This is a genomic window from Actinomadura sp. NPDC047616 (assembly GCF_040642915.1).
Taxonomy (GTDB): Bacteria; Actinomycetota; Actinomycetes; order Streptosporangiales; family Streptosporangiaceae; genus Spirillospora; species Spirillospora miaoliensis.
Genome location: NZ_JBEYTB010000010.1, coordinates 260,541 through 286,713, shown reverse-complemented (window position 1 = coordinate 286,713; position 26,173 = coordinate 260,541). Strand labels below are relative to the sequence as shown.

The 26,173-nt window shown below is 74.2% G+C and carries 24 protein-coding genes; 9 read left to right on the top strand and 15 right to left on the bottom strand.

The window, feature by feature from the left end:
* Positions 1–23 precede the first annotated feature (23 nt).
* Positions 24–644, top strand: a complete 621-nt coding sequence (locus ABZ801_RS24650) for a TetR/AcrR family transcriptional regulator (RefSeq protein WP_360701773.1) — start codon at positions 24–26, stop codon at positions 642–644.
* A gap of 7 nt (positions 645–651) precedes the next feature.
* Here ABZ801_RS24650 and ABZ801_RS24645 read toward each other — a convergent pair whose 3' ends face one another.
* From ABZ801_RS24645 to ABZ801_RS24630, 4 genes are read right to left on the bottom strand one after another with little or no spacing between them, the layout of a single operon-like run.
* Positions 652–1,719 (bottom strand): nitronate monooxygenase, encoded by a 1,068-nt coding sequence (locus tag ABZ801_RS24645; RefSeq protein ID WP_360701916.1) that lies wholly within the window; start codon positions 1,717–1,719, stop codon positions 652–654.
* A 44-nt stretch (positions 1,720–1,763) separates the two neighbouring features.
* On the bottom strand, positions 1,764–2,495 hold the full coding sequence (locus tag ABZ801_RS24640) for a CoA-transferase (protein ID WP_344959204.1): 732 nt from the start codon (positions 2,493–2,495) through the stop codon (positions 1,764–1,766).
* Positions 2,492–3,352 (bottom strand): CoA-transferase, encoded by an 861-nt coding sequence (locus ABZ801_RS24635; RefSeq protein ID WP_360701768.1) that lies wholly within the window; start codon positions 3,350–3,352, stop codon positions 2,492–2,494. Before ABZ801_RS24635 ends, ABZ801_RS24640 begins: the two co-directional genes overlap by 4 nt.
* A complete protein-coding gene (locus tag ABZ801_RS24630) occupies positions 3,349–4,122 on the bottom strand; it encodes an enoyl-CoA hydratase family protein (RefSeq protein WP_344959199.1) in 774 nt (257 codons plus the stop codon). Before ABZ801_RS24630 ends, ABZ801_RS24635 begins: the two co-directional genes overlap by 4 nt.
* A 64-nt stretch (positions 4,123–4,186) precedes the next feature.
* Here ABZ801_RS24630 and ABZ801_RS24625 point away from each other — a divergent pair, with 64 nt between their 5' ends.
* From ABZ801_RS24625 to sigJ, 4 genes are all read left to right on the top strand, one after another.
* Positions 4,187–4,984, top strand: coding sequence for an SDR family oxidoreductase (locus tag ABZ801_RS24625; RefSeq protein ID WP_360701764.1), 798 nt, complete (start codon positions 4,187–4,189; stop codon positions 4,982–4,984).
* Positions 4,981–5,886, top strand: a complete 906-nt coding sequence (locus tag ABZ801_RS24620) for an SDR family oxidoreductase (protein ID WP_360701762.1) — start codon at positions 4,981–4,983, stop codon at positions 5,884–5,886. Before ABZ801_RS24625 ends, ABZ801_RS24620 begins: the two co-directional genes overlap by 4 nt.
* Positions 5,887–5,997: 111 nt before the next feature.
* Positions 5,998–6,831 carry an NAD(P)H-binding protein gene (locus ABZ801_RS24615; protein ID WP_360701759.1) on the top strand — a complete coding sequence of 278 codons (834 nt, stop codon included), beginning with the start codon at positions 5,998–6,000 and terminating at the stop codon, positions 6,829–6,831.
* Positions 6,832–7,045: 214 nt separating this feature from the next.
* Complete coding sequence (gene sigJ / locus ABZ801_RS24610) at positions 7,046–7,978, top strand: RNA polymerase sigma factor SigJ (RefSeq protein WP_360701756.1); 933 nt, start codon at positions 7,046–7,048, stop codon at positions 7,976–7,978.
* A gap of 13 nt (positions 7,979–7,991) precedes the next feature.
* Here sigJ and ABZ801_RS24605 read toward each other — a convergent pair whose 3' ends face one another.
* Complete coding sequence (locus ABZ801_RS24605) at positions 7,992–8,543, bottom strand: carboxymuconolactone decarboxylase family protein (RefSeq protein WP_360701753.1); 552 nt, start codon at positions 8,541–8,543, stop codon at positions 7,992–7,994.
* 54 nt (positions 8,544–8,597) lie between these two features.
* On the bottom strand, positions 8,598–9,197 hold the full coding sequence (locus tag ABZ801_RS24600; RefSeq protein ID WP_360701750.1) for a TetR/AcrR family transcriptional regulator: 600 nt from the start codon (positions 9,195–9,197) through the stop codon (positions 8,598–8,600).
* 328 nt (positions 9,198–9,525) lie between these two features.
* Between ABZ801_RS24600 and hrpA the strand changes: the two genes are divergently transcribed.
* Complete coding sequence (hrpA, locus tag ABZ801_RS24595; RefSeq protein WP_344959181.1) at positions 9,526–13,476, top strand: ATP-dependent RNA helicase HrpA; 3,951 nt, start codon at positions 9,526–9,528, stop codon at positions 13,474–13,476.
* A 108-nt stretch (positions 13,477–13,584) separates the two neighbouring features.
* Positions 13,585–15,111: a chromosome segregation ATPase gene (locus tag ABZ801_RS24590; protein WP_360701746.1), complete on the top strand. Its 1,527-nt coding sequence runs from the start codon at positions 13,585–13,587 to the stop codon at positions 15,109–15,111.
* 66 nt (positions 15,112–15,177) lie between these two features.
* Here the strand turns inward: ABZ801_RS24590 and ABZ801_RS24585 are convergent, their stop codons facing one another.
* Entirely contained in the window at positions 15,178–15,966 is a 789-nt protein-coding gene (locus tag ABZ801_RS24585; protein ID WP_344959177.1) for a hypothetical protein, read from the bottom strand.
* A gap of 244 nt (positions 15,967–16,210) precedes the next feature.
* Positions 16,211–16,726, bottom strand: coding sequence for a hypothetical protein (locus tag ABZ801_RS24580; protein WP_360701743.1), 516 nt, complete (start codon positions 16,724–16,726; stop codon positions 16,211–16,213).
* A 240-nt stretch (positions 16,727–16,966) separates the two neighbouring features.
* On the opposite strand from ABZ801_RS24580, the gene ABZ801_RS24575 reads away from it, so the two are divergent.
* Positions 16,967–17,773 (top strand): ATP-binding cassette domain-containing protein, encoded by an 807-nt coding sequence (locus ABZ801_RS24575; RefSeq protein ID WP_344959172.1) that lies wholly within the window; start codon positions 16,967–16,969, stop codon positions 17,771–17,773.
* Between the two features lie 46 nt (positions 17,774–17,819).
* Here the strand turns inward: ABZ801_RS24575 and ABZ801_RS24570 are convergent, their stop codons facing one another.
* From ABZ801_RS24570 to ABZ801_RS24550, 5 genes are all read right to left on the bottom strand, one after another.
* Positions 17,820–19,205, bottom strand: a complete 1,386-nt coding sequence (locus ABZ801_RS24570) for an AAA family ATPase (protein WP_360701740.1) — start codon at positions 19,203–19,205, stop codon at positions 17,820–17,822.
* Positions 19,202–20,668: a hypothetical protein gene (locus ABZ801_RS24565; protein WP_360701737.1), complete on the bottom strand. Its 1,467-nt coding sequence runs from the start codon at positions 20,666–20,668 to the stop codon at positions 19,202–19,204. The genes ABZ801_RS24570 and ABZ801_RS24565 overlap by 4 nt, the downstream gene beginning before the upstream one ends.
* A 206-nt stretch (positions 20,669–20,874) precedes the next feature.
* A complete protein-coding gene (locus ABZ801_RS24560; protein ID WP_360701734.1) occupies positions 20,875–21,969 on the bottom strand; it encodes a hypothetical protein in 1,095 nt (364 codons plus the stop codon).
* Positions 21,966–23,078, bottom strand: a complete 1,113-nt coding sequence (locus tag ABZ801_RS24555; RefSeq protein WP_360701731.1) for a hypothetical protein — start codon at positions 23,076–23,078, stop codon at positions 21,966–21,968. The genes ABZ801_RS24560 and ABZ801_RS24555 overlap by 4 nt, the downstream gene beginning before the upstream one ends.
* Positions 23,079–23,158: 80 nt before the next feature.
* Positions 23,159–23,785, bottom strand: coding sequence for a class I SAM-dependent methyltransferase (locus ABZ801_RS24550; RefSeq protein ID WP_360701728.1), 627 nt, complete (start codon positions 23,783–23,785; stop codon positions 23,159–23,161).
* 133 nt (positions 23,786–23,918) lie between these two features.
* On the opposite strand from ABZ801_RS24550, the gene ABZ801_RS24545 reads away from it, so the two are divergent.
* On the top strand, positions 23,919–24,626 hold the full coding sequence (locus ABZ801_RS24545) for a histidine phosphatase family protein (protein WP_360701725.1): 708 nt from the start codon (positions 23,919–23,921) through the stop codon (positions 24,624–24,626).
* Between the two features lie 16 nt (positions 24,627–24,642).
* On the opposite strand, the gene ABZ801_RS24540 is transcribed toward ABZ801_RS24545, so the two are convergent.
* Positions 24,643–25,509, bottom strand: coding sequence for an NAD(P)-dependent oxidoreductase (locus ABZ801_RS24540; protein WP_360701722.1), 867 nt, complete (start codon positions 25,507–25,509; stop codon positions 24,643–24,645).
* Between the two features lie 36 nt (positions 25,510–25,545).
* Complete coding sequence (locus ABZ801_RS24535; protein WP_360701719.1) at positions 25,546–26,142, bottom strand: helix-turn-helix domain-containing protein; 597 nt, start codon at positions 26,140–26,142, stop codon at positions 25,546–25,548.
* Positions 26,143–26,173: the final 31 nt, after the last annotated feature.

Below are 26,173 nucleotides of genomic sequence, written 5' to 3'. Positions count from 1 at the left end.
GAGTGTAGGCGTATGTTGTACGCATGCCCAGGCCCCGTTCGCTCAGCCCCGCCCGCATCGCCGAGGCCGCACTCGCCGTGATCGACCGGGACGGCCTGCCCGCGCTCACCATGCGGGCGGTCGCCCAGGAGCTGGGCATGGGCACGATGTCGCTGTACCGGTACGTCGACGACCGGCAGGAGCTGGAAGGGCTCGTCGTCGAGCTGGTGCTGGGCGCCGTCGACACCGTGCCGCCGCCCGGCGCGCCCTGGCGCGAGCAGGTCGCGACGCTGGTGCGGCGGGTGCGCGACGCGGTCGCCGCGCATCCCGCCGTCGTCCCGCTGACGATGACGCACCGGCACAGCTCGCCCGCCTCGCTGCGCTGGGGGGAGGCGGTGGTGGACGTGCTGGCCGGGGCGGGGTTCGACGCCCGGAGCCGCGTCATCGCGCTGCGCGCCCTGCTCGGCTACCTCCTCGGCGCCATCCAGCTCGAACACCTCGGCCCGCTGGCCGGCGCCGGCACCGATGTGATGGCCGCCCTGCCGGACGACACCTACCCCCGGCTCGCCGAGACCGCCCGCAGCGCGAAGACCGTCACGCCCGATGAGGAGTTCGACGGAGGGCTGGCCGCCGTGCTCGCCGGGATCGAGGCGGGCGCCCGCTGACCCGCCGCTAACCCCGCACGATCATCGACTGCTGCGCGGCGATCGCCTCGGCGGCCTCGCGGACGATCCGGCCGATCAGCTCCGCGCACGTCGGCAGGTCGTCGATCATCGCCACGACCTGGCCGGACGCCATGACGCCGAGGTCGGGACGCCCGTCGACCATCGCCGCCCGGAGCAGCATGGGGGTGTTGGCGGCCATGAGCACCTGCGACCACGACAGGTCCCTGCCGTGCCGCATCGCCCGCCCGTCGGCCAGCATCGCCCGCCACGACATGCCGGAGATCCGCCGGAAGCGGGCGGCGTTGCGCACCGCCCGGACCAGGCCGGTGACGCGGCCGGAGCGTTCGAGGCCGTCCACCAGGTCGCTGCGCAGCACCCGGTGCGGCAGCCCGTCGACCTGCCGCGTCACCACGGTCTCGGCGGCGCGCAGGTAGACGCTCTTGACCGCGTCGGGCACGGAGCTGTCGGCGGTCAGCAGGAACCGGGTGCCCATCGCCACGCCCGCCGCCCCGTAGGCCAGCGCGGCGGCCAGGCCGCGCCCGTCGAAGAACCCGCCGGCGGCGATCACGGGAATGTCGACGGCGTCCACGACCTGGGGGAGCAGCAGCGTCGTGGCGACCGGGCCGGTGTGCCCGCCGCCCTCGCCGCCCTGCACCAGCACCGCGTCCGCGCCCCACCCGGCGACCTTCTCGGCGTGCCGCCGCGCCCCCACGGACGGGATCACCACCACGCCCTCGTCCTTCAGCCGGGCGATCAGCTCGCGTTTGGGGGCCAGGGCGAACGAGGCGACCCGCACCCCCTCCTTGACGATCAGGTCGATGCGCTCGCCCGCGTCGGCGGCGTCGGCCCGCAGGTTGACCCCGAACGGCGCGTCCGTGCGGTCCTTGACCTCGCGGATCGCCGTGGCCAGCCGGTCGACCGTCATGGTCGCCGACGCCAGCACGCCGAGGCCGCCCGCGTTCGCCACCGCCGTGACCAGGCGCGGCCCGGCCACCCAGCCCATGCCCGTCTGCACGATCGGGTGCCGCACGCCGGTGAGCCGGGTCAGCGGCGTGTCGAGCACCTGCCCTGTCACCTCCCCGGACGCCTGCCCGGTCGTGTGCCCGGTCGCGTCGCCGGTCACGCGGGGACCTCGCGTTCGCGCAGTCCGTGGGGATCGAGCACCTCGCGCATGATCCGGAGTTCCTCGGCGGTGGGCGCGCGCGTCTCGGGCACCTCGTCCGGGACGACCAGTTCGAAACCGGTGCGGGCGACGACGTCCTCGACCGTCACGCCGGGGTGCGTGGAGCGCAGCCGCATCCGCCGGTCCGGGGTGTCGAAGTCCAGGACGCCGAGGTCGGTCACCACCGTGCGCAGCTCGAAGGCGCCCCGGTCGCAGCCGATGCCGCTGACGAAGTCGACCTTCTCGGTGAACACGCGGGGCGAATGCCGGGGAATCCAGTAGCTGGTGGTGTTGACGCGCGTGTTGCCGGGCGCCCCGCGCACGCCGAGCAGCTGCCGCGCCGGGCGCTCCCAGTCGCCGATGCAGGAGATGTTGGAGTTGCCGAACCGGTCGATCTGGCTGGCGCCCAGCACCACGTGCCGGCGCCCGTTCAGCACCAGCCACAGGTGGTCGCGGAACGGCAGCCAGCCCTCGACCGCACCGGCGGGCGCGCCCAGCGGCACCGGCTCGGCGGTCAGGTTCGGCCCGCCGTCGGTGGTCAGCAGGTCCGGTTCGAACGTCATCCGCGCCAGCCGCGCCCCCAGCGCGGGCACCATCCCGGACACCGCCGCCGCGACGATCTCCCCGTCCCCCCGGAACAGCTCCGCGCACGCCACCGCGCACACCTCGGCCCGCGTCGCCGCGCTCATCGCGACTCCTCCTGCCAGGTCCGGACGGCGTCCTGGTAGGCGGCCTCGTCGCCCGACAGGAAGCGGTCGCGGAACGCCCGCCACTTCTCCGGATCGCCCGCCGACTGCGCGTACAGCCGCTGGAACGCCTCGTCGCGGCCGTGGTCGGGTTCGCAGGTGGTGAAGTGCGCCCCGTTCGGGGTCTCCACCACGCCCGCGACGTGCGAGCGGCTGATCAGCAGCGACTGCACCGGTCCCTCCTTGAGCAGGTCGCCGGTGTCGACGAGGCGTTCGCACGACACGTACGCGCGGGCCGCGGCCTTGGCGAACAGGTCGTCCATGTACGGGTCGGGGCCGAGGTACTGGCCGTTGCCGCGCGCGTCCGCGCGGTTCATGTGGACCAGCGCGACGTCCATCGTCAGCGGGGGCACGGCGATCAGCTCGGTGCCGTCCGCGTACGGCGAGCGGACGGTCCTCAGCTCGGGGTTGACGCGCAGCACGTCCGAGCCCAGGCCCGCCGGCGTCGGCAGGAACGGCAGCCGGTGCGCCGCCGCGTACAGCCCGAACATGAACATGCCCTCGTCGTACTCGGTCAGCTCGATCGCCCCGTTCTGCCGCGCCGCCCGGAAGTGCGGCTCCAGCGGGATCGAGTCGAGCGTGACGAACGGCGCGACCAGCCTGCGGACCTTGCCGTACGCGCACAGCAGGCCCACGTCCGGGCCGCCGTAGGACACCACCGTCAGGTCGGTGACCGGCGCCCGGCAGATCGCCCGCACCAGCGCCATCGGCTTGCGGCGCGAGCCCCAGCCGCCGATCCCGACCGTCATGCCGCTGTCCAGCGACGCGACGACCTCGTCCACCGTCATGACCTTGCTCATCGGCCCTCCTCGGCGGCCCGGCCGTCCCGGCCGCTGCGGACGAAGGCGTCGCGGTGCCGGTCGCCCGCGCCGGTCAGGTTCAGCTCGAACGTGAAGCCCTGCTCGAACCGGTAGCTGCGCTTGACGTCGACCGGGTCGATGCCGTTCAGCGACTCCTTGGCCCGCCGGATCACGTACCGGTCCTTGGCGGCGATGTCGCGGGCCACCGCCATCGCCGCGTCGCGCAGTCGCGCCGCCGGGACCACCTCCAGCACCGATCCGTGCCGGTGCAGTTCCTCGGCGGTGACGTTGCGGCAGGTGTAGACCATGGCGCGCATCAGGTGCTGTGGGACGAGCCGGGCCAGGTGGGTGGCGGCGCCCAGCGCGCCCCGGTCCACCTCGGGCAGGCCGAAGTAGGCGTCCTCGGACGCCACGACGACGTCGGCGTTGCCGGCCAGCCCGACGCCGCCGCCCAGGCAGAACCCGTGCACCGCCGCCACGACCGGGACCTCGCACTCGTACACCGCCGCGAACGCCGCGTAGCACCCCCGGTTGGCGCCGACCAGCGCGGTGTGCCCCTCGGCGGCCTGCATCTCCTTGATGTCCACGCCCGCGTTGAAGCCGCGTCCGTCGGCGCGGAGCACCACCGCCCCGACGTCCGGGTCGCGGCCCGCCGCCAGCACGGCGTCGGCCAGGTCGTACCAGCCCCGGACGGTGAGCGCGTTGACCGGGGGCGCGGTGACGACGATCTCGGCCACCCCGTCGGGGTGGGTCGTGGTGGAGACTCCCATGCGCTACCTTTCCACCAAACATTTGTTAGAACAGACGGTAGCAGGAACCCGCCGGGAGGGCCCGATGTCGCTGACGCTGGATCTGAGCGGCCGCCTCGCCGTGGTCACCGGGGGCGTGCGGGGCGTCGGACGCGGCATCAGCCGGGCGTTCCTGGCCGCCGGGGCCGACGTCGTCGCCGTCGCCCGCCGCGAGCCGCCGGACCTTCCGTCCGTGGACGGCCGCACCGCCCGCTTCGTCTCCCTCGACGTGCGCGACCCGGACGCCGTGCGGGACTTCATGGACGGCCTCGACCGGATCGACGTGCTGGTCAACAACGCGGGCGGCACCCCGTTCCTGCCGCTGTCGGAGGGCGACCTCCGCACCCACGCCAAGATCATCGAACTGAACCTGACCGCCCCGCTGATCTGCGCCCGGGCCGCCGCCGCCCGCATGCGGGCCCGGCCCGGCGGCGGCTCCATCATCATGATCGGCAGCGTGAGCGGGGTGCGGCCCTCGCCCGGCAGCGCCGCCTACGGCGCCGCCAAGGCGGGCCTGCACAGCCTGGCGACCTCCCTCGCCGTCGAATGGGCCCCCGACGACATCCGGGTGAACGCGCTCGTCCTCGGCATGGTCCGCACCGAGAGCTCCCACCTGCACTACGGCGACGAGGCGGGGATCGCCGCCGTCGAACGCACCGTCCCCCTGGGCCGCCTGGCCGACCCGTACGCCGACGTCGGCGCGGCCTGCGTCTATCTCGCCTCGGACCTGGCGGCCTACGTCACCGGTTCCGCACTGCTCATGCACGGCGGCGGCGAACGCCCCGCCTTCCTGGACGCCGCCACCGCCAACAGGCCCGGCCTGAACGAGGAGGACGCCAAGTGATCTGCGAGGACCGCGTCGTGGCCGTCACCGGAGCGGGCCGCGGCCTCGGCCGCGCCCACGCCCTGGAGTTCGCCCGCCAGGGCGCCGCCGTGGTCGTCAACGACCTCGGCGTGGCCCGCGACGGCACCGGGGACGCGGCCGACGGCCCCGCCCAGCGGGTCGTCGAGGAGATCGAGCGGCTGGGCGGCCGCGCGGTCGCCAGCGTTCACGACATCGCCACCGAGGACGGCGCCGCCGCCCTGGTCGCCGCCGCCCTGGAGGCGTTCGGACGCCTGGACACCCTCGTCAACAACGCCGGGTTCCTGCGCGACCGGATGCTGGTCAACCTCACCGAGGAGGAGTGGGACGCGGTCATGCGCGTCCACCTCAAGGGCCACTTCCTGCCGCTCAAGCACGCGGGCCGCCACTGGCGCGCCGAGAGCAAGGCGGGCAGGGCCGTGGACGCCCGCGTCGTCAACACCTCCTCCGGCGCCGGGCTGCTCGGCAGCGTCGGCCAGGGCAACTACTCCGCCGCCAAGGCCGGGATCGTCGGCCTCACCCTGGTCGCCGCCGCCGAACTGGCCCGCTACGGCGTGGCCGTCAACGCGATCGCGCCGGCCGCCCGCACCCGCATGACCGAGGAGGTCTTCGCGCGGACGATGGCGCCGCCCGCCGAAGGCGAGTTCGACCCGATGGCCCCGGAGAACGTCTCGCCCCTGGTGGCCTGGCTCGGGTCGGCGCGCTCGCGGGGCGTCACCGGCCGCGTCTTCGAGGTCGAGGGCGGGAGGATCTGCGTGATGGACGGCTTCCGGCACGGCCCGATGATCGACAAGGGCGGCCGCTGGGACCCGTCCGAACTGGACGACGTGGTCGCCGGCCTGCTCTCCAGCGCACCCGCCCCGGAACCCGCCTACGGCGCCTGAACGAGACGCCCGCACGAGACGCCTGAGCGAGACGCCCGAACGAGACGATCGCGTATGGGACGTGGACGCTCGTCCATGGTCCGTCGCGTCCCCGCCTGGTGAGCTGGGCGCATGACCGAAAACGCACCGATTCTCGTTCTCGGCGGCCGCGGCAAGACGGGCCGCCGCGTCGTCGCCCGCCTGCAGGACCGCGGCGTGCCCGTGCGCGTGGGCTCCCGCACGACCGGCACCCGCTTCGACTGGACGGCCCCCGAGACGTGGGGCCCGGCGCTCGACGGCGTGGGCGCCGTGTACGTCGTCCCCATGAACGAGTTCGTCGACCAGTCCGCCGTGGAGGACTTCGTTCGCCTGGCCGCCGAGGCGAAGGTGCGGCGGCTGGTCCTGCTGTCGGCACGCGGTGGGGACGGCCGCGCGCTGCCGGAGCAGGAGCCCGTCGAGCGCGCGGTGCGCGATTCCGGCGCCGAATGGACGATCCTGCGTCCGGCCTGGTTCGCCCAGAACTTCAGCGAGGACTTCTTCCTCGACCCGCTGCTCGCGGGCGAGCTCGCGCTGCCCACCGGAGAAGGCCGTGAGGCGTTCGTCGACGCCGAGGACATCGCCGACGTGGCCGTCGCCGCCCTCACCGCGGACGGCCACGCGGGGGAGATCTACGAGCTGTCCGGGCCGGAGGCGCTGTCACTGCGTTCCGTCGCCTCGTTGATCTCCGAGGCCACCGGCCGCGACATCCGCTACCTGCCCGTCGGCGTCGCCGATTTCACGGCGGCGCTGACTTCGCAGGGGTGGCCGTCCGACGTGGTGGAGACGGTCACCGCGCTCCTGGGCAAGATCGCCGACGGCCGGGGCGAACACCTCAGCGACGGCGTCCAGCGCGCCCTGGGACGCGCTCCCCGCCCCTTCGCCGACTACGTCAAGTCCACGGCCGCCACCGGCGTCTGGAATCCCTGACGGAAGATCGCGGCGCGCACCTTACTATGTCAAGGCCGTCGCCCGTACCAAGCTCCCACCGGCCGCCGGCGAAGGCGTCAGCGAAGGCGTCGGCGACCGGGGGAGCCGGCCGGGCCCCGTCGCACGGTGACGTCGCCGGCGCCGGCCTCACAGTTCGGCCGGCTGTCTCGTCGGACTGGTGAGGGCGGACGCGACCAAGGGAGCCTGCGACACCATGACCACCTCCGAGCCGGAACGGGACCGGCCCGATCCGAGCCTGAACGCGATCATCAGTGAGCGGCGTCAGCTGATCAATATGGCGTACCGGCTCCTCGGCTCCCTGGCCGAGGCCGAGGACGTCGTCCAGGAGACCTACGCCCGCTGGTACGCCATGTCCCGGCCGCAGCAGGACGCCATCGAGTCCCCCGGCGCATGGCTGACCAGGGTCGCCGGCCGCATCTGCTACGACCTGCTCGGCTCGGCGCGGGCCCGGCGCGAGCGCTACGTGGGCGAATGGATCCCCGAGCCGCTGCCCGACTCCACCGAGTGGATCAACGGGCGGCAGGGGAGCGCCCCGGCCGACCCGGCCGACCGCGTCACCCTGGACGAGTCGGTCACCATGGCCTTCCTCGTCGTGCTGGAATCGATGACCCCGGCCGAGCGGGTGGCGTTCGTCCTGCACGACGTCTTCCGCTTCTCCTTCGCGGAGGTGGCCGAGATCGTCGGCCGTACCCCGGCGGCATGCCGCCAGCTGGCCTCCTCGGCCCGCCGCCGCGTCCGCGCGTCGCAGGGGCCCGCGACCCCGGCGGCCCAGCGCGCCGCCGTCGTCCGGAGCTTCAAGGAGGCGTGGGAGGCCAAGGACCTCGACGCCCTCATCGCCCTCCTCGACCCCGACGCCACGGGCATCGCCGACGGCGGCGGCCTCGTCAGCGCCGTGCTCGAGCCGGTCGAGGGCGCCGAGCGGGTCGCGCGCTTCCTGGTCGACATCGCCGACCGGGCGACCGACCTGACGATCACGGAGCGCCTGGTCAACGGCCAGCCCGGTCTGGTGGCCCGGCCGGACGACGTCACGGTGGCGGTGATGGCGTTCGACGTCGTCGGCGACCGGATCAGGCGCATCTGGGCGGTGCGCAACCCCGAGAAGCTCCGGCCCTGGACGACGGGCTGACGACCGGGCCGGATCAGGCGCGGCTCCAGCGCTGGTCCTGCCAGGCGGGGTCCAGCGGGGTGTGGGCGATGTGGTTGGTGTAGTTGGACAGGGTCTTCATGCCGACGCCCAGGACGATGTCCATGACGTGGCGGCGGGTGTAGCCGGCCGCCAGGAAGGCCTCGACCTCTTCCTCCTCCACCCATCCCTGCCGGGTGACCATGGCCTGGGTGAAGCGGCGGACTGCCTCCAGCGCGGGGTCGGCCGGCGGCTTGCCGTCGCGCAGCGCCCGTACGACGTCGGCGGGGACGCGGGAGCGCAGCGCCAGGGTGGAGTGGGCCGCCACGCAGTACTCGCAGTTGTTCTCCACGCTGGCGGTGATCCACACGACGTGCTTGGCGGGGCCGGGCAGGGATGACCTGCCGAACAGTTCGGCCAGGGCGTTGTACCCGGCCAGCAGTTGGGGGGACTCGGCCATCACCCCGTTGAGGGTGGTCACGAATCCCATCCGGCGCTTGGCGGCCTCCAGTTGGGGGCGGGCCGCCTCGGGGGCGTTGGTCTCGTCGTAGACGGTGAAGCCGGTCATCGGCGGTCCTCCGTGGTGTGGGTTCGGGGTGAACGGATCTGTGGTCGCGCCCGGTCAGGGGCGGGCGGCGCCGGTGAGGACCCGCAGGGTGGTGGTCGCGGTGGCCAGCAGGTCGGCCGCGGGGGCGCCGGCGCGGGAGCGCAGGTTCATCCCGTAGGCCAGCAGCGCCAGCATGTCCGCGGCCGCGTCCAGGTCCAGGTCCGGCGGGATCTGCTCCTGGGTGCGGGCGTCCTGGAGCGCGGCGCGCATCGCCGCGCGCAGGCCGCGGTGGTGGTCGTCCAGGACCTCGCGCACCTGCGGGTCGTCCCGGTCGGGACCGGCGTGGGCGTTGGAGACCATGCAGCCCCAGCGGGCGTGCTCGCCTTCGCAGCGCGCCCGCACCAGGCGGTCGAAGAACTCGGTGATGGCGGGCAGCCCGCGCACGTCGGCGGCCAGGCGCTCGAACACCGGGCGGGACTGGCGTTCGACGTAGCGGCGCAGCGCGGCCGCGTACAGGTCGCGCTTGCCGCCGAAGGTGGCGTACAGGCTGGAGCGGCTGAGCCCGGTCGCGTTCACCACCTCGGCGATGCCCGCCGTGGCGGCCCCCCGCTCCCAGAACAGCCGCACCACCTGATCCAGCACCGTGTCGGGATCGAAGTGCTTCACGTCGGGCATCCGCGTCACCACCTATCTTGGAACGATTGTTCCAAGATAGGCGCGGCGGCCGTCCGGCCGCAACCCCGCAACATGGACCGGTGTTCTGTTCCCGCAGCCGCCGCCCGCCGGGTTCGCCGCCTCCTCCGCGATCGACGGGCGGGGGGTGCCGGCGGTGGAATGACGGGCGTGTGGATGATGTTGTTAGACCCTGGGACGGCCGGGAAAACCGATCGCCTTGGGCGCGTCGTCCCGGCTACGGTGCCAAGGTTGCGGGGACGCCCGCCCGGCGCCGCCCGGCCGCCCTGCCCCGCCCTTGGTCACCCGTTCGACGGTAATGAGGACGCACGTGAAATCGCCGCTCGCCGACCTGCGCGCGCGCCTGCCCGAGCTGACCCTGTACGACTCGCACCGGTTGCGCCGCCGTCTCGACGGTGCGCAGAAGCTGCGTGACGAGCGGCGGCGCGCCCGGGTGCTGGCGGAGATCGGCGCCGAGATCGAGGCCGCCGAGCGGCGGGTGGCGCGGCGGCGTGCGGCCGTTCCGGCGATCACCTATCCGGCCGCGCTGCCGGTGTCGCAGAAGAAGGACGACATCCTGGCGGCCGTGCGGGACCACCAGGTGGTGATCGTGGCGGGGGAGACCGGGTCCGGCAAGACCACCCAGATCCCCAAGATCTGCCTGGAGCTGGGCCGCGGCGTGCTCGGCTCGATCGGGCACACCCAGCCGCGGCGGCTGGCCGCCCGGACCGTGGCCGACCGGATCGCCGAGGAGCTGGGCACCGAGCTCGGCGAGGCGGTCGGGTACAAGGTGCGCTTCACCGACCGGTCCGGCGACGACACGCTGGTCAAGCTGATGACCGACGGCATCCTGCTGGCCGAGATCCAGACCGACCGGCTGCTGCGCCGCTACGACACGCTGATCATCGACGAGGCGCACGAGCGCAGCCTCAACATCGACTTCCTGCTCGGATACGTCAAGGAGATCCTGCCGAGGCGGCCCGACCTCAAGGTGATCATCACCTCGGCGACGATCGACCCCGAGCGGTTCTCCAAGCACTTCGACGACGCGCCGATCGTGGAGGTGTCGGGCCGGACGTATCCCGTGGAGGTCCGGTACCGTCCGCTGGTCGACCCCGACGACCCGCAGGCCGACCCCGACCGCGACCAGATCCAGGCGATCTGCGACGCGGTGGACGAGCTGTCCGGCGAGGCGCCGGGCGACATCCTGGTGTTCCTCAGCGGCGAACGGGAGATCCGCGACACGGCGGACGCGCTGGGCAAGCACCTCAAGGGGCGGCGGGGGCCGCAGACGGAGGTGCTGCCGCTGTACGCGCGGCTGTCGGCGGCCGAGCAGCACCGGGTGTTCAAGCCGCACGGCGGACGGCGCATCGTGCTGGCCACCAACGTCGCCGAGACGTCCCTGACCGTCCCCGGCATCAAGTACGTCATCGACCCGGGCACCGCGCGCATCTCCCGCTACAGCCACCGGCTCAAGGTGCAGCGGCTGCCGATCGAGCCGATCTCGCAGGCGTCGGCCAACCAGCGCAAGGGCCGCTGCGGACGCGTGTCGGAGGGCATCTGCATCCGGCTGTACTCGGAGGAGGACTTCGAGGCGCGGCCGGAGTTCACCGAGCCGGAGATCCTGCGCACCAACCTGGCGTCGGTCATCCTGCAGATGACGGCGCTGGGCCTGGGCGACATCGCCGCGTTCCCGTTCGTCGAGCCGCCGGACCGCCGCAACGTCAAGGCGGGCATGGACCTGCTGCACGAGCTGGGCGCCATCGACCCGGCCGAGAAGGACCCGCGCAAGCGGCTCACCCCGCTGGGCCGCCGGCTGGCGCAGCTGCCGATCGACCCGCGGCTGGCCCGGATGATCCTGGCGGCCGACGAGGGCGGCTGCGTCCGCGAGGTGCTGGTGATCGCCTCGGCGCTGTCCATCCAGGACCCGCGGGAGCGTCCCGCCGAGCACCAGCAGGCCGCCGACGAGAAGCACCGCCGGTTCGCCGACCCGACGTCGGACTTCCTGGCGTACGTGAACCTGTGGAACTACCTGCGGGACCGGCAGCGGGAGCTGTCGGGCAGCGCGTTCCGGCGGATGTGCCGCGAGGAGTTCCTGCACTACCTGCGGGTGCGTGAATGGCAGGACCTGCACTCGCAGCTCAAGCAGGTCGCCAAGTCGCTGGGCGTCACCGTCAACAGCGCCGACGCCGACCCCGACCGCATCCACGTGGCGCTGCTGTCGGGCCTGCTGTCGCACATCGGCCTGCAGGACACCGACCGCAAGAAGGACGAGGGGAACCAGCGGCGGCGTCCGCAGGTGGAGTACCTGGGCGCGCGGGGCGCCAAGTTCGCCGTGTTCCCCGGGTCGGCGCTGTTCAAGAAGCCGCCCCGGTGGGTGATGGCCGCCGAGCTGGTGGAGACGTCCCGGCTGTGGGGCCGCATCAACGCCCGCATCGAGCCGGAGTGGGTCGAGCCGCTCGCCCAGCACCTGGTCAAACGCACCTACAGCGAGCCGCACTGGTCCAAGAAGCAGGCGGCGGTCATGGCGTACGAGAAGGTCACCCTGTACGGGGTGCCGATCGTGGCGCAGCGCCGCGTCAACTACGGCCGCATCGACCCGGAGCTGTCGCGCGAGCTGTTCATCCGGCACGCGCTGGTCGAGGGCGACTGGGACACCCGTCACCGGTTCTTCCACGACAACCGCGCGCTGCTGGACGAGGTGGAGGAACTGGAGCACCGGGCGCGGCGCCGCGACATCCTCGTCGACGACGAGACGCTGTTCGACTTCTACGACGAGCGGATCCCGCCGGACGTGGTGTCGGGGCGGCACTTCGACGCCTGGTGGAAGAAGGCCCGCCACACCGAGCCGGACCTGCTGAACTTCGAGAAGTCGATGCTCATCAACCAGAGCGCCGACGACGTCAGCGAGGCCGACTATCCCGACGCCTGGCGGCAGGGGCCGCTGCGGCTGCGGCTGACGTACCAGTTCGAGCCGGGCACCGACGCCGACGGCGTCACCGTGCACATCCCCGTGCAGATCCTCAACCAGGTGCGGCCAGACGGGTTCGAGTGGCAGGTGCCGGGGCTCCGGCAGGAGCTGGTCACCGAGCTGATCCGGTCGCTGCCCAAGCCGGTGCGCGTCAACTTCGTCCCGGCGCCCGACTTCGCGCGGCGCGTCCTGGAGCGCGTGTCGCCGCGCACCGAGCCGCTGCTGGCCGCGCTGGAACGCGAGCTGACCGCCATGACCGGCGTGCCGGTTGCCCGGGAGGACTGGGACCTGGCGCGCCTGCCCGCCCACCTGCGCATGAACTTCCGGGTGGTGGACGAGCGCGATCGCGTGCTCGGCGAGCACACCGACCTGGACGCGCTGAAGCGCAAGCTGCGCGGCACGATGCGCGGCACGCTGGCCAAGGCCGCGTCGAGCGAGGGCATCGAACGCGCCGGGCTGCGCGAGTGGACGATCGGCGAACTGCCGCGCACCTACCAGCGCAGCCAGTCCGGGTACGAGGTCAAGGCGTATCCGGCGCTGACCGACGAGGGCGACGCCGTCGCCGTCCGCATGTACGAGACCGAGGCCGAGCAGCGCCGCGCCATGTGGCTCGGCACGCGCCGCCTGGTGCTGCTCAACTGCACGTCCCCGGCCAAGCTGATCCAGAAGGGGCTGACGAACCAGGGCAAGCTGGCGCTCAGCCACAACCCGCACGGTTCGGTGGCCAAGCTGTTCGACGACTGCGTCACGGCCGCCGCCGACCGGCTGATCGCCGAGGCCGGCGGGCCGGCGTGGGACGAGGCGGGCTTCCGCCGCCTGTACGACCACGTGCGCGCCGAGTTGCACGACGCGACCGCCGCGATCGTGACGCACGTCGAGCGGATCCTCGCGGAGGCGCACGAGATCGACCGGCGCCTGCGCGGCACGACGAGCCTCACGCTGGTGCCGGCCCTGACCGACGTGCGCGAGCAGCTCGGCAGGCTCATCCATCCGGGGTTCGTGACCGCGACCGGCTGGCACCGGCTGCCCGACCTGCCCCGCTATCTGCGGGCGTTGCGGATCCGGCTGGACAAGCTGCCGGAGAACCCGGGCCGCGACCGGCAGCTGACCTTCCAGGTCCACCAGGTGGAGCAGGAGTACGAGGCGCTGCTGCACCGGCTGCCGCCGGCGCGTCGCGACGAGGAGGCGGTCCGGCAGATCCGCTGGATGCTGGAGGAGCTGCGGGTGTCGCTGTTCGCCCAGCAGCTCGGCACGCGCGTCCCGGTGTCGGACAAGCGCATCCGCAAGGCGATGGCGCAGATCACGGTCTGAGGCGGGGTTGTCGGCCGCCCGGTCGGAGTCTGTCAGCCCGCGTGTTGATCATCTTCGTCGCCCCCCAAGTCACTGCAGTCACGGGTACTAGTGCGTATCGTTCATTCCATGCCTAATAGCGATGAGCGCGACAACAGCGGTCCTGGGGGGCAGACCGTGACTCCCGAAGCCGCTGTCGCAGAGGCAGGCGCACAGTCCACCGAGGGCGCTCCCGCCGCTCCCGAGACCACCGCCGCCGAGAACGCCGCCGAGAACGCCGCCGCGGCGGTCGACACGGCCGCCGAGACCGGAACCTCCGCCGCCGTGCCCGAGCGCCGTACCGACGCCGCCGTGGCGCGGGTGGGGGATCCCGTCGCGGTCTGGCCGTGCGCCAACTGCGGCCGTCCGGTGCCGCAGCCGGTCGGGGCCGTGCGCACCGTCCGCTACTGCCAGGACAACGACGGCGCCTGCGCCCGCGAGGCGCGCGAACGGCGCGAACGGGGCCGGGACGCGCCCGGCCTGACCGGGCAGGTCGCCGCCACCTGGGAGATGGTGGAACGGCTGGAGCGCACCGCCGACCTGCTCGCCGAGTCGCTCACCCAGGAACTGAGCGTCGCCGGCGTGGAGCGGCGCGTCGCCGAGGTGCGGGCCGAGGCCGCCCGCGAGCTGGCCATCGCGCAGAGCGAGCGCGACGTGTCCCAGCGGCGTGCCGAGGAGGCCTGGCAGGAGGCCGCCGCGGCCCGCCAGCGCGCCGACGACGCCGAGCAGGCCGCCGCCAAGGCCCGCGAGGAGGCCAAGCTGGCCACCTCCAAGCGGGACGCCGCCCAGCAGGCGTGGGAGGAGGCCCACCAGATCGCCCAGCAGGCGGTGTCGGCCAAGCTGGCCGCCGAGAGCGAACGCGACCGCATCGCCGCCCGGGAGACCGAGCTGCTGGCCGCGCTGGAGAACACCCGCGCCGAGCTGGTCGCCCTGCACGCCAAGCTCGCCGAGACCGAGGGCGCGGTCGAGGCCCAGCGGGTGGAGGCCGCCGTCGCCAAGCAGGGCGCCGAGGACCTGCGCACCGCCATGCGCGACACCGAGGCGCAGCGGCAGCGCGCCATGCAGTCCGCCAGCAAGGCCGAGGCCGAACGGGCGGCCGCGCTGCGCGCCCAGTCGGAGGCCGAGGCCGAGGTGGTGCGGGCCAACGCCCGCGCCGAGGACGCCGTCAAGGAACGCGACGCCGCGCTCGCGCAGGCCCGGCAGGCCACCGCCGAACGCGACGAGCTGGCCACGAAGGTCAACGACCAGGCGCTGCAGCTGCGGCAGCTGTCCCAGTCGGTGGCCGAGCAGCAGGCCGCCCTCGCCGCGCTGGCCGAGGAGCGCGACGCGGCCCGCGCCGAGGCCGACCGGGCGCGCCGCCAGATCGACCAGCTCACGCAGGGCACGCTCTCGTCGAACTTCGTGCCCGCCCCGCCGCCGCCCGCGGCCGGGCATCCGCCGCAGTTCGGGACGCCCCCGCCCTACCCGAACGCGCTTCTGGCGCAGCAGGGCGGCGAACAGGGCCCGTCACCGACCGTCCCCGGCCTCCCCGTCCCCGGCGGCGCTTCGGCGGCCGCACGCGGGCAGCAGGGCGCCGTGCCGACCGACCGCGAGGACCCGCTGTTCACCGGCCCGTGACGGCTCCGGAAACGCCGCCGTGCCCGCCGCAGTGGGCAGGCGGCAACGGCCGGACGCGCCCCGCGGTCAGGACGACCAGCAGTGCTCGGTCGACGGCGTGGTCTCCTCCAGAGCGAAGCTCACCGAAGGGGACATCTCAGGCTTGGCCGCGGGGGCGGACTCGGCGGGCGGCGCGAACCGCTCGGGATCGACCTCGATCCAGATCTGCTCGGCCCGGCCGAGCAGGCGGCCGTCGGCCCCGTACAGCGCCGTCGCCGCGTGGGTCTTGCGGCCCTCGCGGGTGCGCGCCAGCCCCATCACCACGCACCGCTCGCCCGCCGCGGGGACATCGGTGACCTGCGCGGTCATCGTGCCCAGCACCGACGGACGGCCCGGTTCGAGGAACGACCACACGCCCGGGCAGTCCAGCGCCGCCCACACCAGCTCCCGTCCCGGCTCCTCGGCCGGCGTCCACGGGGCCGCCACGGTGCCGTCGCCCACCGGGCCGGGCGCCAGCCGCAGCCCGTCGCCGGGCTCGCGGTCGGTGCCGCACACGAAGCAGCCGGGGAACGGATGGTCGTCCACGCCGCGGAAGTTCGCGGCCGCCCCGAGCGCATCCTCGTACGGCACCGCCGCCACCGGCGGCACCACGATCGCCCCGGCCAGGGCCTCGGCGACCACCGCCTCGCCGTCCCACAGCCGGGCGCTGAGCCCCCGCTCGTCGTCCACGCTCACGCGCAGCTCGGTGTCGAGCGGCGGCGGGCGGCGCAGCGTGACGGTCACCGTGTCGGTGGACAGGTGACCGGCGAGCAGCCCCGCCACATAGCCGCCGTTGCCCGACCCCTCGGGCCCCCGGAACCGCGTCTCTATGATCAACTGAATCCCCCGGAGTCCGCCTAGGTATGAAAACTCCGCCGATAATAGTGATCCGCCCCGACAGTTCCGCACCCCGGGTGACCTGCCGCTACTACCGTGAGCAACGGCCCTTGCCCGGCCCGGGGAAGGGCGGCCGCGCCGTGGACCACTCGCAGCGGTAAGCCCGTTCCGTCAAGGCTCGCGCGTTCCCGAGACCTTTTCGCATGGGAGCGCGTCAACCGTTCCCGTCAGAACGACGGCGCGGTCACAGGGCGCGGGACGGCTGGGGACGACCCGGCCGGGTGGTGAAGAACACCGACAGCGACCCGGTGAGCCGGGCGCGCACCGTCGCCTCGTCCACCGGACCGTCCTCGGGGACGGGGGTGCGCTCCAGCGCCCGGGCGATCAGCTGCTCGACGTTGCGATCGGCGACCAGCACCGAGCACGTGTCGCACGCGTACCAGGGGTAGAGCATGTTGAGCACGGCCACCGCCGTGTCGTCGTCCGACAGGTGGGTGGTGTCCAGCTCGACCTCGAAGATGTCGGTGTCGTCGGGGTCCAGGGTGGGGTAGTACAGCCAGCGCGGGCCGGAGCAGCCGCAGAAGTCGCACATGCGGTCGCGCTGCTCGGGGGCGCCCACGGCCAGTTCCAGCTCGTGGTCCCACGGCTCCACCCGCCGGTTGTGGCGGTAGCCGACGCCGTCCAGCGTGCCCTCGCGGTTGTGCGTCACGTCATGCACCTCGCCGCCGCAGCGGGCGCACATGAAGCCGATGTCCTCCATGTCCCTCCCCGGTTCGCTGGGCACCGGCTCTCACAGTATCCGGCCGCGGCCGTGCTCGTCCGCCGGGGCGGGCACCGGGATCCGGGGTGCCCCGCGGGCGGGGGCGCGCACCGTCGGGTACCTTGATGATCCTCCCTGGTGCGCTCCGGTGATCCCGGCAGCCCCCGTCCCCTTCCCTCCGGCCGCCGCATCCGGCTCTCCGCGCCGGTTTCCACGCCCGAGCCCGACCGAGGAGGTTCCGTGTCACTCGTTCCCGCCCGCACCGACGTCGTCCTCAACGCCGACAAGGTGGACCTGGTCCGCGACGGCCGGACACTGCTGGACCAGGTGACGATGACGGTGCTCACCGGCGAGCACTGGGCCCTCCTCGGACCCAACGGCGCGGGAAAGAGCACGCTGCTCGGCATCCTCGGCGCCTACACCCACCCCACGCGCGGCACCGCCGAGATCCTCGGGCACCGGCTCGGCCGGGTCAACGTGCACGAGCTGCGCGCCCTCATCGGGCAGGTCAACCCGCGGCACCCGCTGCAGTCGGCGCGCACCGTCCGCGAGATCGTCCTGACCGGCGTGACCGGCACGATCGAGCTGGTGCCGCGCTGGACGCCCACCGACGACGAGCGGGCCCGCGCCGACGAGCTGATCGAGCTGATGGGCCTGGCCCGCCGCGCCGACGCCCGCTGGCCCCACCTGTCGCAGGGCGAGCGCGGCCGCACCCTCATCGCGCGGGCGCTGATGCCCGACCCGCCGCTGCTGCTGCTCGACGAGCCCGCCACCGGCCTGGACCTGGCCGCCCGCGAACGCCTGCTGGCCAGCCTGGACGAACTGCGGCAGCGGCGCCGCGACCTGACGACCGTGCTGGTCACCCACCACCTGGAGGAGCTGCCCACCAGCACCAGCCACGCCCTGCTGCTCAACGAGGGCCGGGTGCTGGCCGCCGGCCCGGCCGACGAGGTGCTCACCACCGAGCTGGTCAGCGCGTGCTTCGAGCACCCCGTGACGATCTCCCGGCACAACGGCCGCTGGGCCGCCACCGCCGGAACCCCGTAGGCACGCGGCCGCAGCGGGCGCCCCGTGGCACGCGGCGCGACGGGCCTCAGGCGTCGGCGGGGACGCGGTGGGCGGCCAGGTGCGCAAGCACCGACTGGTTGGCCTCCCACCCGTCCGGGAACTTCACCGGCACGCCCAGATGCACCGGCTCGGTGGACGGATGGGCGTCCAGCAGCTCGGGAATCCCGGCGCGGGCGACCACCACGCACGCGTGCCGGTGCCGCGAGGTCAGCACGCACAGCCGCCCCGACTCCAGGTGGAACGCGGTGGCGTCGCGGCGGCCCGACAGCGGGTGCAGCACGACCGTCACGTCGTACTCGCGGCCCTGCAGCCGGTTGGCGGTGTCGACGGTGATGCCCGCGCCCAGCGAGCCGAGCGCCGCGCGGATCGCGGCGACCTGGTCGCGGTGCGCCGCGCCGATCGCCACGCGGTCCGCGCTCACCTGCTTGGTGCCCAGCTCGGAGTGGGCGACCGGGCCGCGCTGCAGCAGCCGCACCGCCAGCGCCGCCGTCGCCCGCACCGCCTCGGCGTCGGTGCGCAGCGTGTGCCGGGCGGGCAGCTCGTACAGCGCCCAGCCGGTGGCCGCGGCCTCCTCCAGCGCCCGGTCGTAGGTGGTGCCCATGCCGCGCGCGCCGAACTCCAGCCGCCGGTCGTCCGGACCGGTGCCCGAACGGAACCCGGTGAACGGGTAGAACGCCTCCGACACCAGCGGCGCCGCCGACGCGGGCAGCCGCCACGACACCGGCAGCCGGTGCACCGGAAGGTCGGGGTTGTGCGCCAGCAGCACCGCCACGGCGCTGCGCAGCGGGTCCCAGGTCAGCCCCGCCCACCGTTCCACCTCCACGGTGGAGAACGGGTCGAGCTGCCCGGGGTCGCCGACGAACAGCGCTCGCTCGAACCGGCCGGCGATGCGCAGCAGCATGTCCGAGCGCATCTGGTACGCCTCGTCCACGATCGCCCACGGCCACGACCCGTCCGCCAGCGTCGCCCACTTGGCCGCCGTCGCGATCACGATGTCGCGGTCGGCCAGGTCGTCGGCCTTCTGTGCGACCCGCACCGAGGGATGCGCGGTGACCCGCTCCGACGGCGCGTAGGTCGACGCCGACAGCCGCCCGATGCCCAGCGCCGGATGCCTGACGGCGATGCGGTCGATGAGGTCGTCGACCTGCTCGTTGGTCTGCGCGACGATCATCAGCCGTTCCCCGGCCTCGGCCAGGTGCGCCGCGGCCCGCACCACCAGCGTCGACTTGCCCGCGCCGGGCGGGGAGTCGACCACCACGCCCCGGTGCTCGCCCGCCAGGTCGGCCAGCACCGCGTCCACGACCCGGGCCGCCGCGACCGAGGGTTCGGGCTCGTCCTGCGGCCCGCGCACCAGGCGCAGCGGGCCCGCAGCGGACGGGCGTGCGCCCGTCATGACCGTACGGTCCGTCATGACCACTCCTCCGCGGCGTCCTCGTCGGTGGGCACGTAGTCCTCGGGCGGGCCGCCGTGGGTCCACGGCGTCTCCTCCCGGTCGGGGAACCGGGCCGCGCCCCAGGAGTCGGCGACCCGCGAGGTGAAGCACACCCGGTCGCCGACCTGCGGGATCGTCCCGGGTTCGGGCGTCAGCTTGCGGCCCATCCCGCCGGTCAGCTCCAGCAGCACACCGCCCGCGTCCAGCTCCACCACGCGGCCCTTGAGCGCGGGACGGTCGGCGCTGCACACCGTCGTGCCGGGCTCCAGCCGCACCGGGTCCTCGGTGCCGACGCGCAGGTACGGCCGCAGCCGGGGCCGCTTGCCCGTCTCGTCCAGCCGGGTCGGGTCGCACTCGGTGACCACGCCGCCGAACGCCTGGCCCGCCAGCCGGTGCTCGGCCATCACCAGCGGATCGTCGAACGCGCGCTGCGCGTCGTAGCTCTCCTGGGCGCGTTCCAGGTCGTGCAGCCGCCGCGCCGCCCGCACCGGCGGGTCGCGGCGGGCCTGCGGATACGCCTCGCCGAACGTCTGGTGGTAGTAGGTGAACGCGTCGCGGTCGCGTTCCCAGCGGGCGGGCACGCTGGCGCCCTCCGGCAGTTCGCGCAGCAACCGCATCCCCCGCCACATCAGATCCCAGGTCGGGGTCAGCTGGCTCTCCAGCGCCGCGCGGATCCTCTCCTCCGCCTGCGGCGCCCGGTCGTTGTAGGCGGCGATGGCCGGGGCCAGCACCTCGTTGTCGAACGTGGGGTCGGTCGCCGGACCGGCCGGGGGACACGTCACCGGGTCCTCGGCGAGCGCCGCCGCCGCGGGACCGTCCATGCCGTCCGGCGGGTCGATCCAGCCCAGCAGCGCCGCCAGGTTGCCGTCCTCCAGCGAACTCTGCCCCGTCGCCCAGTGCAGCCGCAGCACCTCGGTCATCGCCAGCAGCAGCGAGCTGCCCGGGTGGTCGTGGCGTTCGGTGAACCAGGTCAGCCACCGGCCCAGCGCCGGGACCGCCGCGTCCACCGCGTACGGGCCCTCGGTGCGCCGGAACCGCGTGGAACGCCCCAGCATCCGCAGGAACGCCACCCCGCCCCGGTTGGGCACCAGCAGCTGCGGCGCGTCGCTGTAGCGGGTCTTCTCCTCGCCGTCGCGTCCCGGCGGCAGCTGCTCCACCGACCCGCGGCTCGCTTCCACGTGGTCGAGCACCACCTTGGCCAGGTCGGCGGCGAACGCGAACCGCAGGTCGCGGTTGCGCGGCTGCGGCACCACCAGCAGCGTCGGGTCGGACGGGCGCGTGCCGAGCATCACCGCCAGCGGCGCGGCCGCCTCACCGGCCAGCTTCAGCGGCACCATCACCAGCGGCGCCTCGGCCAGATGGCAGTGCCGCACCGTGGCCAGCGGCTGCGCCCGGCCCGTGGCCACCGCCTCCAGCTGCGCCAGCGACGTCAGCGCACTCAACCCTGCCCCCCGCTCGCCCGCTCGTCAGTCCAGGCGACGCCGCGCCCCTCCGGCTCCCTCATGCCTGCCCCCCGCTCGCCTCCGGGGCGCCGAGAAGGCGCCGCCTTCCCTCCTCACTCGTCCCTCGCTCGTCAGTCCAGGCGACGCCGCGCCCCTCCGGCTCCCTCATTACCGGTGCCCCTCCACCGGCGTTCGCGGGGCGCGGGTCACGCGGCACCGTCCAGGGCCTCGCGGCGCAGGCGGGCGGCGGTGCGCAGCTGCGCGGCGGTCTCGGCCAGATCGGGCGACGGCTCGATCGTGCCGTTCGCCAGCGCCAGCGCGGTGCCGACCGAGTCGACGCCGCCCAGGTCGTCGCGCACCGACCGGCCCAGCGCCCCCGTCGAGCCGCACGCGCGCGCCTCGTCCCGGCAGAAGAACGCCATCTCGCAGGTAGACATGCACTCGGGCGCGTAGCGGGCCGCCACCGCGCGCACCGCCTCGGGCAGCGTGTCGCCGGGCGTGAACGTCAGGTCGTCCGGCAGCGTCTCCAGGATGCGGTCGACGCGGGTGAGCCGCGCCAGCTGCCGCTCCAGCACCGCCAGCTGCGGCCGCACGTCCAGCGGCGACGCGGTCGGACGGTTGGAGAAGTTCTCCGGGCACACCAGGAACACCTCGTGCGACACCCGGTCGGCGGGCGCGCCCAGCTCGGCCAGCAGGCGGCGCAGCGCCAGCACGTACACCGCGGACTGGCGGGCGGCGGCGGCCACCTGGTCGGGCTCGGCCTGCCCGTCGATCACCGCGAACGACTTGATCTCGATGACGTGGAAGCGTCCTTCCAGCTGGAAGGCGATGACGTCGGGCTCCAGGTAGGCGGGCTGCCCCGCGATGTCCAGCCGCAGCAGCGGATGGTCGAACAGCGTGCCCTCGCCCGACTCCAGCGCGCGCGCCAGCAGCCGCCGGGTGCGCGTGTAGCGCAGCTCGCGGCCCTCGTTGCCGCCGACCACCTCGAGGTCGTCGTAGGCGACCTCGGGCACCTCCAGGCCGAGGCGGTCGCGCAGCAGGGTGAGCAGCTCGGCGCAGCCGTCGGCCTTCACCTGCGCCTCGAACGCGTTGCCGCGCGTGATGGCGAACTGCGACTGGCCGAACTGCGCGGGGAAGCCCAGCGCGCGGGCGACGGCGTCCTTGTCCACCCCCGCCGCGTCCATCACGCCGCGCCGCGCGCAGCCGGGGTTGGCCGTCAGCGCGGCGATGGTGCGGGCGTCGTGGTTGCGCGGTTGCGCGCCGCCGCGCAACCGGTCGAGGTCGAGTGCGGTGTCGGTCATCGGTCGTCTCCGTTGCTGGCGCCGTCCGGACGGCGCCGCGGCGGGGCCGGGTCGCTCGTCCGACGGGAGGTGCGGGGTGCCGCCTCGCCGCCCGGGCCGCCGGACGGCACCGTCGCCGCCCTGCCGCGCTTGGCGGCCGGGGCCGGCGCGGACGAGCGGCGCTTGGGCGTCTTCTTGCGGGACGCGGCGGCGGTGCTCTTGCGTGAGGCGGTGGTGCCGGCCCGGCGCTGGCGCGGCACCGCGGGAGCCGGGGCGCCCGGTGGGACGCCGCCGACGGCGGACGCGGCGGTGCGCATCGCCCGCAGGCGGGTGCCGAACAGCAGCTCGGCCTCGTCGAGCTGCGCGCGGGCGCGTTCGGCGGCCTGCCTGCGCTGGTCGCGGTCGGCCGCCTCGTGGACGTCGAGTTCGGCCCGCGCCGCCTCGGCCAGCACCGCCGGGTCGACGACGCCGACCGTCCCCGTCGCCGGCACGTCGGCCGCGCCGGGGATGTTGGCCGCGAACCGCCACAGCAGCCGCCGCACCTCCGGCGACGACGCCGCGTCGCCGCGCCCGGCGTGCTCGGCGACGCGCATCGCCGCGGTGAGGAAGTCGGTGCGCGGGCTGAGCGGCCCGACGATCCGCTGCTCCAGCGGCCACGTGCTCACCGTCACCAGGCCGCGCGCCGCGGCGAGCAGGTCGGCGGTGAGCCCGGCGCACAGGTAGTACGGCCGGGCGTACGGGGCGGCGCGGAACGAGCGTTCCTCGTCGCGGCGCAGGCTGGTCAGCCGCGTGCCCGGGATCTCGCCGGGGAAGAACGCCGCGTACACCGACCCGATCAGCTTGGGCGCGGCGGGCACGCCGAGCAGCGTCAGGGCCTGGTGGACCTGGTCGCGCACCGGCAGCAGCCCGCGTTCGGCGCCGCCGCCCGTCCGGGGGCGCTCGTCGGCGGGATCGCCGCCGTCACCGAGCACCGCCTCGTCCCAGGCGCGTTCGGCGCCGCGCAGCTCGGCGCGCAGCGTGCGGGCCTGCCCGCGGTCACCGGCCGCCATGGCGCGCCGGACCGCGGCGCGCAGCTCGGCGATGCGCTCCTCCAGCGCCTCGGGCGTGAGCGCGTCGGGTGACGTCGGCATGCGGGTGAGACTAACGCAGCTTCCCGACAGTTCCAGTGTTTTCCAGTGATTGGAGTGTCGGCTGTGGCGTCGGGGGAGCGTCAGCGGGGCCTGCGCCAGATGATCGAGTAGCGCCACAGCGCGTGCCTGCGGAATCGCGCGCCGGGCAGCACCCGCAGCGCCTCGTCCCGCACCTCGGCCCACGTCATGTCGGGGTCGGCGACCGGCGCGCCCGGGTTCCCGGCGCGGCGCCGGTTGCGCCACCGGTGGAAGTAGTGCGTCGGCACGGCCACGGCGTCGTACAGCAGGTCCGTCAGCTCGCCGTTGCCGGCCACGCTGATGACCACCAGGCTCCCGCCGGGGCGCAGCGCGTCGCGCATGGCGCTCAGGGCCGCCGTGAAGTCCATGTGGTGGATCGCCGCGACGCTGCAGACGAAGTCGAAGTGCTCGCGCGGCACGTCGTACTCCAGGAAGTCGGCCTCGACGAACTCGACGTTGCCCACGCCCTCGCTCAGCTCCCGCGCCCTGGCGACCATCTCGGCGGACGCGTCGAGACCGATGACGTGCTCGGCGCGCGGCGCCAGCCGCCGCACCAGCAGGCCGTCGCCGCACCCCACGTCGAGGGCCGCGCCGCAGCCGCGCGGCACCGAGCTCAGCACCACGCCGTGGTAGTGCGTGTTGTGGTTCCAGTAGTCGTGCGCCGGGTCCGATGTCGCCGGAAGGGGCACGCGTCCTCCTGGGGGGCGGGCCGCGCGGGGGCCGGGCGCGGCGGTCGTGGTCGTCGGAGAGCCCCCACGATAACGATCACCAGGAGGTGCCGGGGCCTTCCCGACGCGGACGCCGCGTGCCAGGGTGGACGACATGATCGACACGAGGGTGCGGCCGGTGTGGCTGATCCGGCACGGGCAGAGCGAGTCCAACGCCGGGCTCCCGACGAACGGACCGGGCGCCGCCCCGCTGACCGCACTGGGGCGTGAGCAGGCGGCGCGCATGGCGGCGGCGTTCACCGCGCCGCCCGACCTCGTCGTCAGCTCGCCGTTCGTCCGCGCGCGGCAGACCGCCCAGGCCACCCTCGACCGCTTCCCGGACGTGCCGTACGAGGAGTGGCCCGTCCAGGAGTTCACCTACCTCGGCGCCCTGCACGCCCACCGGACCACCGCCGAGCAGCGGCAGCCGTTCGCCCGGGCGTACTGGGAGCGCTGCGACCCCGCGCACGTCAGCGGCGGCGACGGCGAGTCGTTCCGGGAACTGATCACGCGCGCCCGCGCGTTCCTGGACCGCCTCGCCGAACGCCCCGAGGACGGACTCATCACGGTGTTCACCCACGGCATCTTCATGCGCGCGGTGATCTGGACGCTGTTCTCCGGCGTCACCGACCCCGATGCCGCCGCCATGCGCTCCTACCGGCGGTTCCAGGGCGCGTGCGACATCCCCAACTGCGCTGTCACGGAACTGTGGCGGCCGAACGGCCAGCACGGGTTCCGTGTCGTCGGCGGCGGCACGACCCACCTGGCCGGCGCCGCCACCGCCCAGCCCGCCGCCCCGGCACGCGCGTCCTACCTGGACTGAACGCGTCCGAAGCCGCTCAGTCCGGGAAGCTGGCGAAGTAGCCGCCGGCCATGTCGTCGTCGGCGTGGCCCTTGGCCTTGGCGCGGCGGAACCGCTCGCCCGCGGCCTCGTTCATGTCCACCCGGACGCCCGCCGAGGCGGCGGCCTCGCTGATGAGACGGGTGTCCTTCTCGGCGTTGCCCACGGTGAAGCTGGGCGTGAAGTCGCCCGCCAGGATGGCCTTCATCTTGGCCTGCAGGTACGGGCTGTCCACGGGGCCGCCCGTGACGACCTCGCCGAACAGCGCCGGGTCCAGGCCGAGCGCCTTGACCAGGGCGAGGACCTCGGCCAGCACCGACGTCAGCGAGATGCCGTAGCTGACGGTCGCCATCTTCAGCCGGGTGCCGGCGCCGCCCGCGCCGTCCTCGTCCAGCCACAGCGTCTTCTGTCCCACCGCGCCGAACACCGGCTCCAGCGCCGCGCGCGCCTCCTCCGGGCCGGCCGCGAGGATGACCAGCTTGCCCTGCTCGGCGGGCTGCCTCGTGCCCTGCACGGGCGCGTCGACGAACGTGACGCCGTGCTCGGCGGCCAGGTCGGCGAGAGGCCGCAACGCGCCCACGCCGACGGTGCTCATCTGCGCCCACACCTGGCCGGGCCGCAGCGCGGACGCGGCGTCGGACATGGCCGAGCGCACCGCCTCCCCGTCGCTGAGCATCGTGATGACGACGTCGGCGCCGTCGACCGCCCGCGCGGGGGAGTCGGCGACGGTCGCGCCGTCCGCGGCCAGCGGCTCGGCGCGCGCACGGGTGCGGTTCCACACCCGCACGTCCAGGCCCGCCCTCGCCAGGTTGCGGGCCATCGCCGCTCCCATGATCCCGGTGCCCAGCACGGCGACAGAAGACATGACGCTCTCCCAGAAATTCTTGACCGATCGTTCCGATTAGTTGGCGGGGGCGGCCGGCAGAGCGCCCACGGCGGTGTCGACCACGGCGGCCAGGCGCCGCCGGTCGGCACCGGCCTTTCCCTGCACGCGCAGGCCCTGGATGGTGGTGACCAGGAAGTCGGCCAGCGCCGTCACGTCGGCGTCCGGCGGCAGCTCGCCGCGCTCGCGGCCGCGCCGCAGCGCCGCCGCCACCAGCTCGGCCAGCAGGTCGAACGCGCGGCCGACGACGCGTCCCGCCAGCGGGTCGCCCGGCAGGCGCTCCACGGCGGTGTTGGTCATCAGGCAGCCGCGCCGGGCCGGGTCGGCGACCGTGTCGTCCACCAGCTCGAGCAGCAGGTCGCGCAGCACCACGCGGACCGGCTCGTCGCGCTCCAGCCGCTCCCGCATGCGCGCCAGCGACTCTTCGGCGTAGCGCCGCAGCGCCGCCTCGTACAGTCCGTCCTTGCTGCCGAACGCCGCGTACAGCGATCCCCGGCCGATGCCGGTGGCCGCCACCAGATCCTGGATGGAGGTCGCCGCATAGCCCCGCCGCCAGAACAGCTCCATGGCGTCGGCGACGGCCGCGTCCACGTCGAACTCCCGGGTACGCCCCATGCCGCCAACCCTAGGATTTTCTGTAACGATC

Bases quoted from the DNA above. Each gene is read 5' to 3' on its own strand.
- ABZ801_RS24650 (WP_360701773.1), top strand. From the start codon at position 24: ATGCCCAGGCCCCGTTCGCTCAGCCCCGCCCGCATCGCCGAGGCCGCA.
- ABZ801_RS24640 (WP_344959204.1), bottom strand. From the start codon at position 2,495: ATGAGCGCGGCGACGCGGGCCGAGGTGTGCGCGGTGGCGTGCGCGGAG.
- ABZ801_RS24635 (WP_360701768.1), bottom strand. From the start codon at position 3,352: ATGAGCAAGGTCATGACGGTGGACGAGGTCGTCGCGTCGCTGGACAGC.
- ABZ801_RS24630 (WP_344959199.1), bottom strand. From the start codon at position 4,122: ATGGGAGTCTCCACCACGACCCACCCCGACGGGGTGGCCGAGATCGTC.
- ABZ801_RS24625 (WP_360701764.1), top strand. From the start codon at position 4,187: ATGTCGCTGACGCTGGATCTGAGCGGCCGCCTCGCCGTGGTCACCGGG.
- ABZ801_RS24615 (WP_360701759.1), top strand. From the start codon at position 5,998: ATGACCGAAAACGCACCGATTCTCGTTCTCGGCGGCCGCGGCAAGACG.
- sigJ (WP_360701756.1), top strand. From the start codon at position 7,046: ATGACCACCTCCGAGCCGGAACGGGACCGGCCCGATCCGAGCCTGAAC.
- ABZ801_RS24605 (WP_360701753.1), bottom strand. From the start codon at position 8,543: ATGACCGGCTTCACCGTCTACGACGAGACCAACGCCCCCGAGGCGGCC.
- ABZ801_RS24600 (WP_360701750.1), bottom strand. From the start codon at position 9,197: ATGCCCGACGTGAAGCACTTCGATCCCGACACGGTGCTGGATCAGGTG.
- ABZ801_RS24590 (WP_360701746.1), top strand. From the start codon at position 13,585: ATGCCTAATAGCGATGAGCGCGACAACAGCGGTCCTGGGGGGCAGACC.
- ABZ801_RS24580 (WP_360701743.1), bottom strand. From the start codon at position 16,726: ATGGAGGACATCGGCTTCATGTGCGCCCGCTGCGGCGGCGAGGTGCAT.
- ABZ801_RS24570 (WP_360701740.1), bottom strand. From the start codon at position 19,205: ATGACGGACCGTACGGTCATGACGGGCGCACGCCCGTCCGCTGCGGGC.
- ABZ801_RS24560 (WP_360701734.1), bottom strand. From the start codon at position 21,969: ATGACCGACACCGCACTCGACCTCGACCGGTTGCGCGGCGGCGCGCAA.
- ABZ801_RS24555 (WP_360701731.1), bottom strand. From the start codon at position 23,078: ATGCCGACGTCACCCGACGCGCTCACGCCCGAGGCGCTGGAGGAGCGC.
- ABZ801_RS24545 (WP_360701725.1), top strand. From the start codon at position 23,919: ATGATCGACACGAGGGTGCGGCCGGTGTGGCTGATCCGGCACGGGCAG.
- ABZ801_RS24540 (WP_360701722.1), bottom strand. From the start codon at position 25,509: ATGTCTTCTGTCGCCGTGCTGGGCACCGGGATCATGGGAGCGGCGATG.
- ABZ801_RS24535 (WP_360701719.1), bottom strand. From the start codon at position 26,142: ATGGGGCGTACCCGGGAGTTCGACGTGGACGCGGCCGTCGCCGACGCC.